General features: G+C 70.8%; 18 protein-coding genes. 11 read left to right on the forward strand and 7 right to left on the reverse strand.

Translation table 11 applies throughout. The features are described from left to right. Window positions 1-2 precede the first annotated feature (2 nt). From ACIQID_RS16360 to ACIQID_RS16375, 4 genes are read right to left on the reverse strand one after another with little or no spacing between them, the layout of a single operon-like run. Window positions 3-731, reverse strand: coding sequence for an amino acid ABC transporter ATP-binding protein (locus ACIQID_RS16360; RefSeq protein ID WP_312675843.1), 729 nt, complete (start codon window positions 729-731; stop codon window positions 3-5). Beyond that, window positions 728-1,435 carry an amino acid ABC transporter permease gene (locus ACIQID_RS16365; protein ID WP_400287071.1) on the reverse strand — a complete coding sequence of 236 codons (708 nt, stop codon included), beginning with the start codon at window positions 1,433-1,435 and terminating at the stop codon, window positions 728-730. The genes ACIQID_RS16360 and ACIQID_RS16365 overlap by 4 nt, the downstream gene beginning before the upstream one ends. Continuing rightward, window positions 1,435-2,097, reverse strand: coding sequence for an amino acid ABC transporter permease (locus ACIQID_RS16370; RefSeq protein WP_126893827.1), 663 nt, complete (start codon window positions 2,095-2,097; stop codon window positions 1,435-1,437). Before ACIQID_RS16370 ends, ACIQID_RS16365 begins: the two co-directional genes overlap by 1 nt. A 51-nt stretch (window positions 2,098-2,148) precedes the next feature. Further along, on the reverse strand, window positions 2,149-2,967 hold the full coding sequence (locus ACIQID_RS16375; protein ID WP_312675847.1) for a transporter substrate-binding domain-containing protein: 819 nt from the start codon (window positions 2,965-2,967) through the stop codon (window positions 2,149-2,151). A 179-nt stretch (window positions 2,968-3,146) separates the two neighbouring features. On the opposite strand from ACIQID_RS16375, the gene ACIQID_RS16380 reads away from it, so the two are divergent. The 4 genes from ACIQID_RS16380 to ACIQID_RS16395 all read left to right on the forward strand — a co-directional run bounded on the left by ACIQID_RS16380 (window position 3,147) and on the right by ACIQID_RS16395 (window position 6,619). Continuing rightward, complete coding sequence (locus ACIQID_RS16380; RefSeq protein WP_400287074.1) at window positions 3,147-4,286, forward strand: mandelate racemase/muconate lactonizing enzyme family protein; 1,140 nt, start codon at window positions 3,147-3,149, stop codon at window positions 4,284-4,286. Between the two features lie 32 nt (window positions 4,287-4,318). Beyond that, window positions 4,319-4,957, forward strand: coding sequence for a bifunctional 4-hydroxy-2-oxoglutarate aldolase/2-dehydro-3-deoxy-phosphogluconate aldolase (locus tag ACIQID_RS16385; protein ID WP_400287076.1), 639 nt, complete (start codon window positions 4,319-4,321; stop codon window positions 4,955-4,957). Continuing rightward, a complete protein-coding gene (locus ACIQID_RS16390; RefSeq protein ID WP_400287078.1) occupies window positions 4,954-5,907 on the forward strand; it encodes a sugar kinase in 954 nt (317 codons plus the stop codon). Before ACIQID_RS16385 ends, ACIQID_RS16390 begins: the two co-directional genes overlap by 4 nt. Window positions 5,908-6,028: 121 nt before the next feature. Continuing rightward, window positions 6,029-6,619, forward strand: a complete 591-nt coding sequence (locus tag ACIQID_RS16395; protein WP_400287080.1) for a GNAT family N-acetyltransferase — start codon at window positions 6,029-6,031, stop codon at window positions 6,617-6,619. Here ACIQID_RS16395 and ACIQID_RS16400 read toward each other — a convergent pair. Next, window positions 6,520-7,380: a helix-turn-helix domain-containing protein gene (locus ACIQID_RS16400; protein ID WP_400287082.1), complete on the reverse strand. Its 861-nt coding sequence runs from the start codon at window positions 7,378-7,380 to the stop codon at window positions 6,520-6,522. The genes ACIQID_RS16395 and ACIQID_RS16400 overlap by 100 nt on opposite strands. A 124-nt stretch (window positions 7,381-7,504) precedes the next feature. Here ACIQID_RS16400 and ACIQID_RS16405 point away from each other — a divergent pair, with 124 nt between their 5' ends. The 3 genes from ACIQID_RS16405 to ACIQID_RS16415 are packed head-to-tail and all read left to right on the forward strand — an operon-like array spanning window position 7,505 to window position 9,316. Beyond that, window positions 7,505-8,191 (forward strand): SDR family NAD(P)-dependent oxidoreductase, encoded by a 687-nt coding sequence (locus tag ACIQID_RS16405; RefSeq protein ID WP_400287084.1) that lies wholly within the window; start codon window positions 7,505-7,507, stop codon window positions 8,189-8,191. After that, window positions 8,185-8,892 (forward strand): NADPH-dependent F420 reductase, encoded by a 708-nt coding sequence (locus tag ACIQID_RS16410; RefSeq protein WP_400287086.1) that lies wholly within the window; start codon window positions 8,185-8,187, stop codon window positions 8,890-8,892. The genes ACIQID_RS16405 and ACIQID_RS16410 overlap by 7 nt, the downstream gene beginning before the upstream one ends. Before the next feature lie 34 nt (window positions 8,893-8,926). Beyond that, window positions 8,927-9,316 (forward strand): hypothetical protein, encoded by a 390-nt coding sequence (locus ACIQID_RS16415; protein WP_400287088.1) that lies wholly within the window; start codon window positions 8,927-8,929, stop codon window positions 9,314-9,316. A 16-nt stretch (window positions 9,317-9,332) separates the two neighbouring features. Here the strand turns inward: ACIQID_RS16415 and ACIQID_RS16420 are convergent, their stop codons facing one another. Continuing rightward, window positions 9,333-10,004, reverse strand: coding sequence for a hypothetical protein (locus tag ACIQID_RS16420; RefSeq protein WP_400287090.1), 672 nt, complete (start codon window positions 10,002-10,004; stop codon window positions 9,333-9,335). Window positions 10,005-10,094: 90 nt separating this feature from the next. On the opposite strand from ACIQID_RS16420, the gene ACIQID_RS16425 reads away from it, so the two are divergent. Both ACIQID_RS16425 and ACIQID_RS16430 read left to right on the forward strand, forming a co-directional pair. Further along, window positions 10,095-10,349: a type II toxin-antitoxin system VapB family antitoxin gene (locus tag ACIQID_RS16425; RefSeq protein WP_400287092.1), complete on the forward strand. Its 255-nt coding sequence runs from the start codon at window positions 10,095-10,097 to the stop codon at window positions 10,347-10,349. Next, window positions 10,346-10,750 (forward strand): PIN domain-containing protein, encoded by a 405-nt coding sequence (locus ACIQID_RS16430; RefSeq protein WP_400287094.1) that lies wholly within the window; start codon window positions 10,346-10,348, stop codon window positions 10,748-10,750. Before ACIQID_RS16425 ends, ACIQID_RS16430 begins: the two co-directional genes overlap by 4 nt. A gap of 8 nt (window positions 10,751-10,758) precedes the next feature. Here the strand turns inward: ACIQID_RS16430 and ACIQID_RS16435 are convergent, their stop codons facing one another. Continuing rightward, window positions 10,759-12,567 carry an oleate hydratase gene (locus ACIQID_RS16435; RefSeq protein WP_060922458.1) on the reverse strand — a complete coding sequence of 603 codons (1,809 nt, stop codon included), beginning with the start codon at window positions 12,565-12,567 and terminating at the stop codon, window positions 10,759-10,761. 134 nt (window positions 12,568-12,701) lie between these two features. Between ACIQID_RS16435 and ACIQID_RS16440 the strand changes: the two genes are divergently transcribed. Then, window positions 12,702-13,016 (forward strand): hypothetical protein, encoded by a 315-nt coding sequence (locus ACIQID_RS16440; RefSeq protein ID WP_400287097.1) that lies wholly within the window; start codon window positions 12,702-12,704, stop codon window positions 13,014-13,016. Window positions 13,017-13,050: 34 nt separating this feature from the next. Then, window positions 13,051-13,662, forward strand: coding sequence for a hypothetical protein (locus ACIQID_RS16445; protein ID WP_400287099.1), 612 nt, complete (start codon window positions 13,051-13,053; stop codon window positions 13,660-13,662). The last annotated feature ends 160 nt before the right edge of the window (window positions 13,663-13,822 follow it).

A 13,822-nucleotide genomic window follows, 5' to 3' on the forward strand; every position in this document is an offset into this window, starting at 1 on the left:
CGTCAGAGCACCTTCCCGAGGAACGCCCGCGCCCGCTCGGTCTGCGCGTGGGACAGCAGCTGCTGCGGGGTGCCGCTCTCGACGATGCGCCCGTCGTCCATGTAGATGACGCGGTCGGCGACCTCGCGGGCGAAGCCGATCTCGTGCGTGACGACGACCATCGTCATTCCCTCCTGCGCGAGCCCCTTCATCACGGAGAGGACCTCGCCGACGATCTCGGGGTCCAGCGCCGAGGTGGGCTCGTCGAAGAGCATCACGCGCGGCTGCATCGCGAGGGCGCGGGCGATCGCGACGCGCTGGGCCTGTCCACCGGACAGGTTGCCGGGGTAGGCGTCGGCCTTGGCGGACAGCCCGACCTTCGCCAGCAGCGCGTCGGCCCGCGCGGCGGCCTCCGACGCCCCAATGCCGAGCACCTTGCGCGGGGCGAGCGTGACGTTCTCCCGCGCGGTGAGGTGCGGGAAGAGGTTGAACTGCTGGAACACCATGCCGACGTCGCGGCGGACGGCGGCGAGGTCGGCCCGGCGCTCCTTCGCGGTGAGCAGGTGCCCGTTCACTTCGACGCTGCCGTGGCTGGGCGTCTCCAGTCCGTTCATGCAGCGCAGCAGGGTGCTCTTGCCGGAGCCGGACGCCCCGATGATGCAGACGACCTCGCCTTCGGCGACGTCGCACGTGATCCCGTGCAGCACCTCCGTGGCGCCGAAGCTGAGCCGCAGGTCGGTGACAGTGATCATTTCGAGTCTCCTCGGGAGGGGATGAGCGCGTCCTCCACCCGGGGCGGGCGCGCGTGGATGGTGAGTCGGCGTTCATAGCGGCGGCCGGCGACGGAGAGGGCAAAGCAGATGACGAAGTAGACCGCCCCCACCACGAGGTAGGCGAGGATGGGCTGGCCGGTCTGCGAGGCGACGATGTTGCCCGCCCGGGTGAGCTCGATCAGGCCGATGACGGCCACCAGCGAGCTGTCCTTGATGAGCACGACGAGGAAGCCGATGCCCGGCGGCACCATGATGCGCGCCGCCTGCGGCATCACCACGAACCGGAGCTGCTGCGGCCAGGAGAGGCCCAGCGCCTGCGCCGCTTCGAACTGTCCGCGCGGGAGGGCCTGGATGCTGCCGCGGACGATCTCGCTGATGTACGCCGAGGCGAAGATCGTGAGGGCGATCACGGCCGCCCAGTAGTCCGGCACGTTGCTGCCGGGCGACATCAGGGGCAGGGCGAAGTAGACGAAGAAGATGATGAGCAGCACGGGGACCCCGCGGATCGCCCCCACCCAGATCGCACTGATCCAGCGCAGCGGGGCGAACGGACTCGCCGCGAGGATGCCGGAGACGATACCGACCACCCCGCCGAGGACCACCGCCAAGAGGCAGATCTGCAGCGTCACGAACGCGCCCTGCAGGATGAGGAGGAGATCGGGCAGATCGAACGACGTGAACATCAGGCCACCTTCCAGCGGATGCCGCGCGTCTCCAGGAGACGCGACGCCCCCGCGATGAGGAACGCGACGAGGAAATAGAGCAGGCCGCCGACGACGAACGTCTCGATCGTGCGGAAGGTGCTCGTCGTGATGCCCATCATCACGTGCATGAGCTCCGGCACCGCGACGATGGAGGCGATGGAGGACGCGAGGAACAGCAGGATCACCTGGTTCGTCAGCGACGGCAGGACGTTGCGCAGGGCCGGCACGAGACGCACATGGAGGAACGTCGTCCGTCGCGAGAGACCCAGGGCGTCCGCCGCCTCGATCTGCCCCTGCGGGATCGCCTCGAAACCGGCGCGGTAGATCTCCGCGAGGTACGCGGAGTTGTTGACGCTGAGGGCGAGGATACCCGCGGTGATCGGATCGAAGTTGACGCCGACCGACGGCAGGGCGAAGTAGATCAGGTACAGCTGCAGCAGCAGCGGGGTGTTCCGGATCACCTCGACGTACGCGGCGCCGATCGCGCGGAGCACGGGGAGACGGGAGGCGCGCAGCAAGTACACGCCGACGCCCAACGGCGACCCGATGAGCACGGCTGCGAGGGTGATGAGGATGCTGATACCGAGGCCGGCGAGCAGCTCGGGCGCATGGGGGATGAGGTCCCCGAAGAAGAGTTGCATGAGTTGTCCGTTCCGGCTGCCCCGCCCGAGGCGGGGCAGCCGAGGAGGTCGCTACTTGATGAGCTCGGGGACGTCGGTGCCGAGCCACTCGTTGTACGAGTCGTTCGCGGCGTCGCTGATGTTGTAGTTCCGGATGAAGTTGTCGACGTAGTTCAGCCACAGCTGGTCGCCCTGCTTCAGCCCCATCGAGACCACGGACGGGCTCAGCTGCGGGGCGTCGACGACGACGAACTCGTCGCCGGAGTCGGCGAGGATCCCCTGGACGACGGAGTTGCTCTCCATCAGGGCGTCGACCTTGCCGCTACGCAGGGCCTGGATGGAGTCGGCAACCGCCTCGAACAGGCTCGCGTCGGCCTCCGGGAAGCGCTTCTCGAGGATGGTGGCGGGCACGCTGCCGCGGGTCGCGGCGACGCTGCGGCCGTCGAGGTCGTCGTACGACGAGATGTCGCTCCCCGCCGGGACCAGGACGACCTGGCCCTCCGCCGCGTAGGGACGGGACATGGCCACCTTCTGCGCACGCTCGTCGAGGTTGGTGAGGGCGGCGATGACGATGTCGACCTTGCCGGTCTCCAGCAGCGGGATGCGGTTCGCGTTCGTGGTGGACACGTACTCGATCTCCGCCCCCAGGGAGGCGGCGAGCGCCTGCGCGGCGTCGATGTCGAAGCCCTCGTACTCCCCCGAGCTCTTCATGACCCCGTAGGGCGGGGCGTCCGCGAACACGCCGACGACGAGCGTCTTCTTCTCGAGGACTCTCGTGAGGGTGCTCTCCTGGCCGCCTGCTCCCGCGCTTCCGCTCGAGGTGCACGCGGTGAGGGCGAGGGCGGTCGTCGCGGCCACGGCGAGGCCGGTGAGGATGCGCGTCAACTTCATTGTGATGCCTTTCGGGTTCGGGCCTTCGCGCTGCCGTCGTGCACAACGCTGTGGTCTCTCGTCGCACCGCTGACGGGTGCAGGAACAGACATTACCCACAGATTGCCCAGTTGTCGACAATCGACTATCTTCGGTTTCGGAAGGGGATCCCTTTCCCTCATCACGGTTGGAAGGTCTTCATGCGCATCACCCGAATCGACACGTGCGGACTGCGAGGTGCGACACCCGAGGGCGGATGGTCGCACGAGCTGCAGCCCGACGACATCGTGCACACCCTCGTGGCGGTCCACACCGACGAGGGCATCGTCGGCGTCGGCAGCGCCTTCACCTCGGAGGCCCTGGTGCGCGGCGCCATCGACCTGCTCTCCCCGCACCTCATCGGCGAGAACCCGCAGGAGGTCGAGCGCCTGACCGAGACGCTGCACCAGACCGCCTTCTGGATGGGACGCGGCGGATCCCTCACCCACGCGACGAGCGCGATCGACATCGCCCTGTGGGACATCGCCGGCCAGGCGGCCTCCCAGCCCGTCGGACGGCTCCTCGGCGGACGCCACCGCGATCGTGTCCGCCCGTACGCGTCGGTCCTCATGGACGAGGCCGGCCCGATGACCGAGAACCTCGAGGCGCTGGTCGCGACCGGCTTCTCCGCCTTCAAGATCGGCTGGTGGAAGTTCGGCCGCGTGGATGCGGCGACCGACGAGGCCACCGTCGCCGCCGCGCGGGCCGCGGTCGGCGATCGGCTGCTCGCCGTCGACGCCGGCGGATCCGAGGCCTTCTTCCCGGGCGACAGGGCCTGGGCGAAGCGGACCGCCCGGATGCTGGCCGACTACGACGTCGCCTGGTTCGAGGAGGCCCTCGCCCCGGACGACATCGACGGATTCGCGGAACTCCGCGCGGCGTCCCCCGTCCGCATCTCGGGCGGAGAGGTGCTCACCCGGCGCCAGAGCTTCCAGCCCTACCTCGACCGGCACGCGTTCGACATCGTGCAGCCCGACACGACGAAGGGCGGAGGACTGAGTGAGTCCCGCCGGATCGGGTGGGCGGCGCAGGACCGCGGCATCCGGCTCATCCCGCACGGCTGGAACACCGGCATCGGGCTCGCGGCCGACCTGCAGCTGGCCTCCGCCCTCTCGGCCACCGACCTCGTCGAGTACAAGACGGGCTCGGCCTACGTCGACGACCTCATCCACGGCGGCTGGACGCTGGACGCCGAGGGATGCCTCGACATCCCCGTGACGCCCGGGCTCGGGGTGACCCTCGACGAGGACACCCTCGGCCGCTACGGCACCCGCCCCGGGTTCGCCACCGCGACGCCCTGACCGCCCCGCGCGACCGACCGCAGGAGACCCTCATGCGCCCCATCCCGTCCGACGCCCTCACCCGCACCGGCGTGCTGGCCGTGCTCCGCGCACCCGATGCGAGCCTGTACGAACCGGTGGTGCGGACCCTCGCCGAGAGCGGCGTCCGCTGCATCGAGCTGACCCTGACGACCCCGGGCACGATCGCCGCCCTGCCCCGGCTCATCGCCGCGGCGGGTGAGGCGGAGATCGGCGTGGGGACGGTCCGGGAGGAGCACGAGGCGCGTGCCGCGATCGACGCCGGCGCCCGCTTCCTCGTCTCGCCGGGGATCATGCCCGGGGTGGCGGAGGCGGCCTCCGCCAGGGAGGTGCCGGTCTACCCGGGCGCGATGACGCCGACCGAGGTGGACGCCGCGTGGCGGCTCGGGGCGGCGGCGGTGAAGATCTTCCCCGCCGCGACCGTGGGCCCGGACTACATCGGGCAGCTGCGCGGCCCCTTCCCGGACGTGCGTACGCTGCCCTCGGGCGGCATCGGGCTGGACGAGATCCCCGCGTGGATCGCCGCCGGCTGCATCGCGGTGAGCCTGGGCGGCCCGCTCCTGGGGGATGCGTTCGCCGGCGGCAGTCTCGTCGCCCTCCGCGATCGCGCCGAGCAGGCGCTCGCGGCCGTCGCCCACGGACGCGGCGCGTGACCCTCCCGCCGCTCCACGTCGTCACGGTCGGCGAGGCGATGGGTGTGGTCACGAACGACCGGCCCGGCCCCCTCGACTCCGCGCGGGCGCACACGCTGAGCTTCGGCGGCGCGGAGAGCAACGTCGCGATCGGGCTGGCGCGCCTGGGGGCACGCGCGAGCTGGGTCAGCCTGCTGGGCGACGATCCACTCGGCGATCTCATCACGCGGGAGCTGCGGGCGGAGGGCGTGACGGTCCATGCCCCCCGCCGCAGCGACCGCCCGACGGGGATCATGCACAAGCACCGACGGACCACGGGGATGGCCACGGTGAGCTTCTGGCGCGCGGAGAGCGCCGCCTCCCGGCTCGCACCGACGGACGTCCCGGACGCGCTCCTGGCCACCGCGGACGTCGTCCATCTCACCGGGATCCTCGCCGGGCTCGGCCCCGACTCCCTCGCCTGCGCGAAGGACACCGCGCGGCGGGCCCGGGCGGCCGGGGCCCGCGTGTCGTTCGATGTCAACCATCGCACCGCGCTCTGGCGCGGCCGGGACGCGCGCGCCGCCTACCGGGACCTCGCCGCGGCCGCCGATGTGCTGTTCGCGGGCGAGGAGGAAGCCGCCATCCTGGTCGGCGCGGGGACGCCGGGTGCGCTCGCGGAGCGCCTGCGCACCCTCGGTCCGCGAGAGGTCGTCATCAAGCGCGGCGCGGCCGGGGCCTTCGCGGACGACGGCCGCGACCGCCTCGACCTGCCGGCCGTGGCAGTCGACGCCGTGGACACGGTGGGTGCCGGGGACGCCTTCGTGGCGGGGTACCTGAGCCTGCGGCCAGAGGAGGCGACTCTCGCGGAGCGGGTGCAGCGGGCGGTGGCGGCGGGGGCCTTCGCGTGCTTGTCGTCTGGCGACTGGGAGGGCGCGCCGACGGCGGCCGAGCTCGCGCGACTCGGCGAGGCGGAAGGTGTGCGGCGCTGAGCGGTCGTCGCCTTCCGGATCTTCGTCGGCATCACGGACGCCGGCCGCTCCGCCTTCGCCCGGCACCTCGCCACGCTTCAGGCGATCATTGACACGGGATCACCACCGAGAGGACACCGGAATGAACGACGACACGGAGGTCGATGTGCGCCTCGCCCGCCGCGAGGAACTGGCGACCTGTGCGGATACGCTCGCCGCTGCCTTCCGCGACTACCCCTGGACCCGGCACGTGATCCCCGAGGACGACTACGACGCCCGGCTCGCGGCATTGCAGCGCCTCTACCTCGGGTACGCGCACGACCAGGGGATCGTCGCGGTCGCCGGCGAGGGCGCGGGCACCATCGCGCTTCTCCGCCCGGACGCCGCGGAACCGGAGGCCGCCTTCATCGCGCAGGTCGTCGCGCTGCACGGCGACCGCCTCGACCGCCTCGCCCAGACCCCCTCCCCCGCAGGCGCGTGGCGGCTCGAGACCCTGGGCGTGCACCCCGGGCGACAGGGACGCGGGATCGCCTCGCACCTCCTCCGCTTCGCGCTCGGCGAGGTCGCTCGCCGCGGCGGCGGACCGGTGGTGCTGGACACCTCGGATGCGCGCAACGTGCGCCTCTACGAGCGTCACGGATTCCGGACGACTGCCCGCACCGATGCCGACGGTTCGCCTCCGGTCTGGCGGATGACGGCGCTCGTTCCCACGGACGATGCGCGGGGAGAGTAGATGACCAGCGCGAGCCCGTCCGTCCCGTTCAGGCGGAGCTGCTCACGCGTGAAGACCTGCTCGCCCCGTTCCGCGTGGGTGAGGCGGACGACGGCGCCGCGCTGCGCACGGACGTCGTGTCGCGCCCAGATCCGCCGGAACGTCGCGCTGGCCCCGGAGAGCTCCGCGGCCAGCGCGTGGAGCCGCGCGTCGTCCCCTGCGCCCATCGCGTACCGGAGGCCGGCGGTCATGCACGCGGCGACCCCTTCCCAATCCGGGTGCATGGCGCGCTCCTGCGGATCGAGGTACAGGTCGCGGAGCTGATTGCGGCCCGGCCGCAGGCGCGGATTGAGGTCGCGAGCCGCCGCATTCGCGGCGAGGACGGTGAGACCGGCGTCTTCGAGGAAGGCGGGCTGATCCAGAGCCTCGATCAGATCGAGCGCCGTCTGCGGCAGCACGTCGTCGGACGACGAGGTCCCCACGGCGGGCGGCTCTGCGGCGAGCGCTCTCAGGTGAGCGACATGGTCGGCGTCCAGGCGCAGCGCCCGCGCCAGGGCATCGAGCACCTGCGGCGAGGGCGTGCGGTCCTTCCCGCGTTCGAGCCGGAGGTAGTAGTCCGCGCTGATCCCCGCGAGCATCGCGACCTCCTCGCGACGGAGCCCCGGGACGCGGCGCCGGTCGGAGACGACGATCCCCACCTGCGCCGGGGTGACGCGGTCGCGACGAGCGCGGAGGTACGCCCCCAGGCGGTTGTCGCGCTCCCGCGGGGCCGAGCGTGCCAAGAGCCCGGCATCACGGAGAGGGGGGTCTGCCAGGACCCCGGTCGATCCGGGTCCTGGTCGGTCGCTGTCGACGCTCATACGCTCGTCAACATCTGCTGCGACGAAGGTATTTCAGGAGGATCTCATGGGTGTAGCGCTCGTCACCGGAGCGAACAGGGGCATCGGATTCGAGGTGGCCCGGCAGCTCGCCGAGCGGGGACACGTCGTGTACCTCGGTGCGCGGAACGACGACCGAGGACGCGCGGCCGCGTCCGCGATCGGCGCCCGTTTCGTGACGCTCGACGTGACCGATGACGAGTCGGTCGCCCAGGCCGTCGACCGGATCGCGGATGCGGAGGGGCGGCTCGACATCCTCGTGAACAACGCGGGCATCCAGGAGTTCGGTCCCGCGGACGGGCCGGCGGCCCTGCGCGCTTTCGACACGAATGCCGTCGGGGTGGTGCGCGTCACGGAGGCCGCCCTGCCCCTCCTGCGCGCGTCGGCGGCCCCGACCGTGGTGACCGTGTCCAGCAGCGCCGGGTCGTTCGGGGCCGTGACCGACCCGGCGCGGCCGGAGTACCACCTCACCAACGCCGTCTACGCGGCGTCCAAGGCTGCGGCGACGATGCTGACGCTGCAGTACGCCAAGGCTCACCCGGAGATGCGGATCAACGCCGTGGAACCGGGCTACACCGACACGGACATGACGGCCGGCTTCGACGGCGGACGCCCCGTCGAAGACAGCGCCCGCGTGGTGGTGGCCCTGGCGACGCGCGGCGCGAGCGCACCGACGGGCACCCTCCGCGACGAGGACGGCGTGCTGCCGTGGTGACCACGATCGGCGTCCTCGGCGCGGGCCAGGCGGGCTCCGTCTTCGCCCGCGCGGCGATCCGCGCGGGATACGACATCGTGATCGCCAACTCCCGGGGTCCGCACACCCTGCGCGGGCTCGTGGAGGACCTCGGGCCGCAGGCGCGCGCCGCGACCGTCATCGAGGCCGCGGAGGCCGCCGACGTGGCGTTCCTGGCCTTCCCCTATGCCCCGCACCATCGCCTGCCCGCGGCGGCGCTCGCCGGGAAGATCGTGATCGACAACAACAACTACATGCCGTGGCGCGACGGGAGGTTCCCCGAGGTCGACGCCGGAGCGGCGACCGTGCACGAGCTCCGGCAGCGACAGCTCCCCCGCTCGCTGGTCGTGAAGGCGTTCAGCCACATCCAGTTCCACGGCCGTGTTCCCGCGCGGACGCCGGAGGACTCCGTGCCGGCCCTGGTGAGGCTCGCGCGGCCGAGGGGAGCCGCCGATCGGACGGCTCTCGTCGTCTCGAGCGATCACGCGGACGCCGTCGCGTTCGTCACGACGCTCTACGACGAGCTCGGCTTCGACGCCGTCGACGACAGCCCGCTCGCCGCCTCCTGGCGCAGCGCCCCCGGCACCCCGATGTGGGCGATGTCCGTCGACGGACAGAGCCGCGACCGGCTTCGGAGGAACCTGGAGCAGGCCCACCGCCCGCGATCCCGTCCGATGGCGTGACTCCCTCGCCGGTTCCTCTCTCTACGATGGAGTCGTGCACCCCGTCGACACCCTCTCCGTCGTCGGTGAGGTGCTGTCCTGGATCGGCCTCGGCGTCGGCGTGCCGTTCCTCATCGTGGCCCTGCTGATCCGGCTCGTCGAGGGGCAGTGGATCCCCGTCGAGATCGCCGTGATCGATCGGGACGGCCGCCCCACCGCTCGCTGGTTCGCGGCCGGCGACTTCCACGAGAGGCCGCTGCGCCGCAGCGAGCCCACGGCCACCACCGATGGATGGCTCGACGGGTTCCACAGCTCGAACGACCCGGCTCGCATCCGGATCGGTGAGCCGCCGCATCTGCGCCGGGTCCTGCGGACTGTCGGGGTCGTCTTCGCCGCGGTCGGTGCCGTCGGCCTGATCGTGTCGTTCCTCCCGCTCGTCCTCTGACTCGCGCCGCGGGGCGTCACGCCCTCGACGGGTGCTCCGGGAGACCTCGGCCGAACGAGTCCAACGCCGCGCGGTACGCGGCGGCGTCGCTCCGCACCTCATCGGTGACCAGGAGCGCCTGCGGTCCGATCTGCCGGACGTACGTCCCCCGGGACGGCAGCGTCACCACCTTCCCGAGGCCGCGCCGCCAGGCGTCGGCCAGGGCGGCGACGTCGCGGTGTTCGGGACTGTCCGCGAGCGTCGTGAGGTGCGTCGCGAGATGCGCCTCGGAACCACGACGCTCCCACTCGCGGTACGCCGCATCGTCGAACACCTCCACCCCGAACGCGTCCCGCGCGGTGGGCCCGATGATCCGCCCGAGCAGCGTCTCCCGCTCGGCGGGACTCAGCGTCGCGGCGACGGCGCGGTCGAGCAGCGCCGAGTCGGGCTCGGTCGCGGCGTGCGCGACGGCATCGCCCCAGATCCGGGGCCAGACCTCCGCCCAGCGCGCACGGGTCTCCTCGTCCACGCGCCGCGCGGCCGCCGCCGGTCGGTCGACCAGCGGCGGCGGGAGCGCGTCGTCGGCGGGATCCAGCCCGTGCGCCTCGCGGATCCAGAGGAGCTCGAGCAGCGTGTGCGGACGATCCTCGACGGTGATGATCATGTCGTGCGGCCACGGGTTCCCGGGCATCGGTCGGGTCGATCGCATGCGCCCTACCCTCCCCCGGCCGGCCGACGACCGCCGGCCGACAGCCCTATATACTGTCCTATACAAGAGCGCGGGGAGGAAGGAACGACCATGACCGTCACATCCATCGACATCGACCCCGACGAGTTGAAGCAGGCCAAGAAGCTCGCCGGCACGACCTCCAACCGCGAGACCGTGGATCTCGCCCTGCGCACCCTCATCGCGGTACGTCGCCAGCCCGCCGCCGTCGAACGCATCATCGGCCGCCGTTTCGAGGCCGAACAGATCGACGCACCGACGGTGGCTCCCGAGCCGATGCCGGAGCGGCGCGTTGGCGCTGGACGGAGCGCGAGCACTCGCCGGTGACCATCTACCTCGTCGACAACAGCATCTGGCAGAAGGCAGGGCGAAGCACCGCGATCGCCGACCGCCTCCGTTCCCTCTCGCCGAACCACCTCCTCATCACCTGCCCGCCGCAGGTGCTCGAGTACTGCCACTCGGCCCGTGACGCGGAGGAGTACGCCGCTCTGCGGGAAGACATGGAGGAGCTGCTCCCCGCCTGGGAGCATCCCGACGAGCAGGTCGCCCTGGACATCCAGCAGGCGCTCTGGACCAACGGATTCTTGCGAGCCGCGGCCGCCTTCGACTGCCTGATCGCGGCGTACGCCGTCGCCAACGACGCCGTGATCCTCAACTCCGACCACGACTTCGGATACATCGAGCTGGCGACGGCGGGCCGAGTCCGCCAGGAGTACGTCGCAGCCTGAGCGCACGCTCACGCGATCGCGTCGTCGTCCCGCGGGCGCGGCACCGTCGCGCCGTGCGCGGGGATGAGGCCGAAGTCCGTCAGCAGCTCTCCCATCTGCGTGTTGTCGAGCTTGTCGAGGAGGCGGCCCTGGAGGAAGTTCGGGCCGGGGATGTGGACGGTCTCGCCGTCGCGCAGCCGCGCAGTCGCCTTGAGGAGGTAGCGGATGTCGTAGGTCGAGTTGAAGACCTCCGGCACGCCGCGTTCCACGTCGAGCAGCTGATACGTGGCCTCCATCGCCGTGCGCACGGAGTACTCGGTGGTGAAGATCGTGTCGCGCGTCGTCTCGGCGAACTGTCCGAGGAAGGCGAAGTTGACGCTTCCCTCCGGGACCACCTGCGGACGGTCGCCAGCCCGGCGCGGCATGAAGAAGGAGGTCACGTACGGCATCATCACCGGGACCGTCTTGGCCGCCGACGCGGCGAGCTCGGCGATGTCCTCCACCGGCACACCGAGGTGGTAGAGCCACTCCTGCGCGATCTCCTCGCCCGTGCATTCCTGCATCGGCTTCTTGACGTAGTCGCCGGGCGTCTCGACGAAGAGTCCGTACACCCAGACCACGATCTCGTTCGGCTTCTGCGCCTTGAAGTGCGGTTGCCGGTTCACCGTCCAGCTCATCAGCCAGGCCGAGTCCTTGGCGGTGACGATCCCGCCGGTGACGACCTTGCCGCTGAACGGGTCGCGCTTGCAGATCTTCTCGATGTACTTCGGGATGCGCTCGTCGACGGTGGTGACGGTGGCGGACTCCCACTTCGTCTTGTCGATGTCGCTGCAGAACACCTCCGGTCGCCCGAACGCGGGCGACTTCGCGGCGATCCGCTTCCAGAGGTCCCAGGCCGGGGCCGGGCCGGTCTTCAGCTCCGGAGCGGTGTGCTGGTCGCCGTTGCCGGAGTTCTCCGTCAGCGACCCGATCGTCGCCAGACACAGGTCGTCCGGACCGAGATCGACGCCGCCGGGCTCGCCGTCGGCGATCCAGTCGATGCGCGTCGCCTGGATGCGACCGTCCTCGATGTCGAACTGGATGTCGGTCACGGTGTGATGGAACCGGAACTGCACGCCGTGGTCGTCGAGGAACTTCCGCATCGGCAGCACGAGCGACTCGTACTGGTTGTACTTCGTGAACTTCAACGCGGAGAGGTCGGGCAGCCCGCCGATGTGGTGCATGAAGCGGTGCAGATACAGCTTCATCTCCAGCGCCGAGTGCCACTCCTCGAACGCGAACATGGTCCGCCAGTACAGCCAGAAGTTGCTGCCGAGGAAGTCGTCGCCGAACACCTCGTCGATCCGCTTGCCCTCCATCTCCTCACGGGTGGCGAGGATGACGGCGACGATCTCCTTCTGCGCCTTCTCCGAGAGGGTGAAGAGCTTGTCCGTATGCGCGTCCTGCCCCTGCTTCTCGGTCACCCGGCACAGGGACACGTTGGGGTCGTCCTTGTTGAGCCAGTAGAACTCGTCGAGCACGCTGGCACCCTCGATCTCCAACGACGGGATGGAGCGGAACATGTCCCACAGGCATTCCATGTGGTCTTCCAGCTCACGGCCGCCGCGGATGACGAACCCCTTCTCGGGGTACTTGATGCCGTCCAGCGCGCCGCCGGGCAGCCCCAGCTCTTCGAGGATCGTGATCCGCTCCCCCGCGACCTGCCCGTCGCGGATCATGAAGATCGCGGCCGCCATCGCGGCGAGACCGCCGCCGACCAGCCAGACCGTCTTGTCGTCGGCCCCCTCCGGCTTCCGAGGTCGCGCGAATGCTTCGTAGTTCCCATTGCTGCGGTACATCTGTCCCACCCTCCGATTGGTCGACACCGATGCGCACAGTCCAGCCGAAACCGATGCGGAAGGGAAGGGCTTCCTCATCCTCGGCGTGATCGGGCTCGTCTTCGCTGAGATCGCGTGATCGCTAGGATCGCCCCGTGACCCAGATCCCTCCGTTGCCCCGTCGCCGCGCCTTCGGATGCGGGGTCGCGGCCACCGTCGTGGCGCTCGTCGGCATCGTGCCGACCGCGATCGTCTTCCTCCTGGCGGGGACGGCGGACCCGAACTACGGATGGCTGCTGTTCCTCACGCTGCCGCTCGCGGTCCTCTTCGGCGGCATCGCCCTCATCCTCGGCGTGATCGGGCTCGTCTTCGCCCGCGCTGACGGCGGCGGGTATGCGTGGCCCGTCATCGGAGCCGTGCTCGGCGTGGTGGCGCTCCTTCCCGCCGCCGCGTTCCTGTGGGGCGGATGATCTCGTGCGCCGGAACCCGCCCGCCAACAAACTGATGCTCGCGATAGCTGCCGCACTGGCGGCGTTCTTCGTCTGGGGGACGCTCGTGCGCCCCCTGTTGGACGGCGAGCCGCCCGTCGCGACCTCGCTCGTGTTCGGCGCTGGGGTGGCACTCGCCGGTCTGATCATCTGGATCGTGCTCGGACGCATCCGACGACTGCAGCGCGCCCAGCGGCGAGCGCTGCGGGAGCGTGAGCCGCAGGCACGGATCTTCGGCTCCTACGCCCTCAACGGCGTGGCCGCGTACCTCTCGCGCACGATCCCCCTTCTCGGACTCGGCGCCGCACCCCGCGGCCTGCTCACGGCGAGCCCCACCGGGGTCATCGACCCCTCGGGCTTTCGGCTGATCCGCGGCGGGGCGCGTCTCCTCACGGCCTACAGCGTTCCCCGGGACCGGATCCAGGGCGTGACGAGGGGCGGCATCCAGGAGGGCGCCTTCCTCTATCCGACCCTGGTGATCGTGGTCTCGCAGGAAGCGGGACAGGTCGCGATCCCGGTGCCGGTGACCAGGGACGACGCGCCGCTTCGCCGGGAGTCGCCGGATGGCATGGATCGCCTCATCTCCGATGCGGCACGGATCTGGGGCGTCCCTGTGCTCGGCGGTTGATCGACGCGAGTCGGCGGTCTACCGACTCCCCGTCACTCCACGGCTCGCGATCACGGGCCGGAACCAGAACGTCAGAGCCTGGCGGTCAGGTCGGCCGGGGTCGGACGCCCCCAGGCACGACCATCCCCGTCACGATCATCGAAACCGGTGCACTGTCTGC

The organism is Microbacterium sp. NPDC091676 (assembly GCF_044756645.1).
Lineage (GTDB): Bacteria > Actinomycetota > Actinomycetes > Actinomycetales > Microbacteriaceae > Microbacterium > Microbacterium paraoxydans_D.

Coding starts and splice junctions, on each gene's coding strand:
- ACIQID_RS16360 (WP_312675843.1), bottom strand. CDS start 731: ATGATCACTGTCACCGACCTGCGGCTCAGCTTCGGCGCCACGGAGGTG.
- ACIQID_RS16365 (WP_400287071.1), bottom strand. CDS start 1,435: ATGTTCACGTCGTTCGATCTGCCCGATCTCCTCCTCATCCTGCAGGGC.
- ACIQID_RS16370 (WP_126893827.1), bottom strand. CDS start 2,097: ATGCAACTCTTCTTCGGGGACCTCATCCCCCATGCGCCCGAGCTGCTC.
- ACIQID_RS16375 (WP_312675847.1), bottom strand. CDS start 2,967: ATGAAGTTGACGCGCATCCTCACCGGCCTCGCCGTGGCCGCGACGACC.
- ACIQID_RS16380 (WP_400287074.1), top strand. CDS start 3,147: ATGCGCATCACCCGAATCGACACGTGCGGACTGCGAGGTGCGACACCC.
- ACIQID_RS16385 (WP_400287076.1), top strand. CDS start 4,319: ATGCGCCCCATCCCGTCCGACGCCCTCACCCGCACCGGCGTGCTGGCC.
- ACIQID_RS16395 (WP_400287080.1), top strand. CDS start 6,029: ATGAACGACGACACGGAGGTCGATGTGCGCCTCGCCCGCCGCGAGGAA.
- ACIQID_RS16405 (WP_400287084.1), top strand. CDS start 7,505: ATGGGTGTAGCGCTCGTCACCGGAGCGAACAGGGGCATCGGATTCGAG.
- ACIQID_RS16420 (WP_400287090.1), bottom strand. CDS start 10,004: ATGCGATCGACCCGACCGATGCCCGGGAACCCGTGGCCGCACGACATG.
- ACIQID_RS16425 (WP_400287092.1), top strand. CDS start 10,095: ATGACCGTCACATCCATCGACATCGACCCCGACGAGTTGAAGCAGGCC.
- ACIQID_RS16435 (WP_060922458.1), bottom strand. CDS start 12,567: ATGTACCGCAGCAATGGGAACTACGAAGCATTCGCGCGACCTCGGAAG.
- ACIQID_RS16445 (WP_400287099.1), top strand. CDS start 13,051: ATGCTCGCGATAGCTGCCGCACTGGCGGCGTTCTTCGTCTGGGGGACG.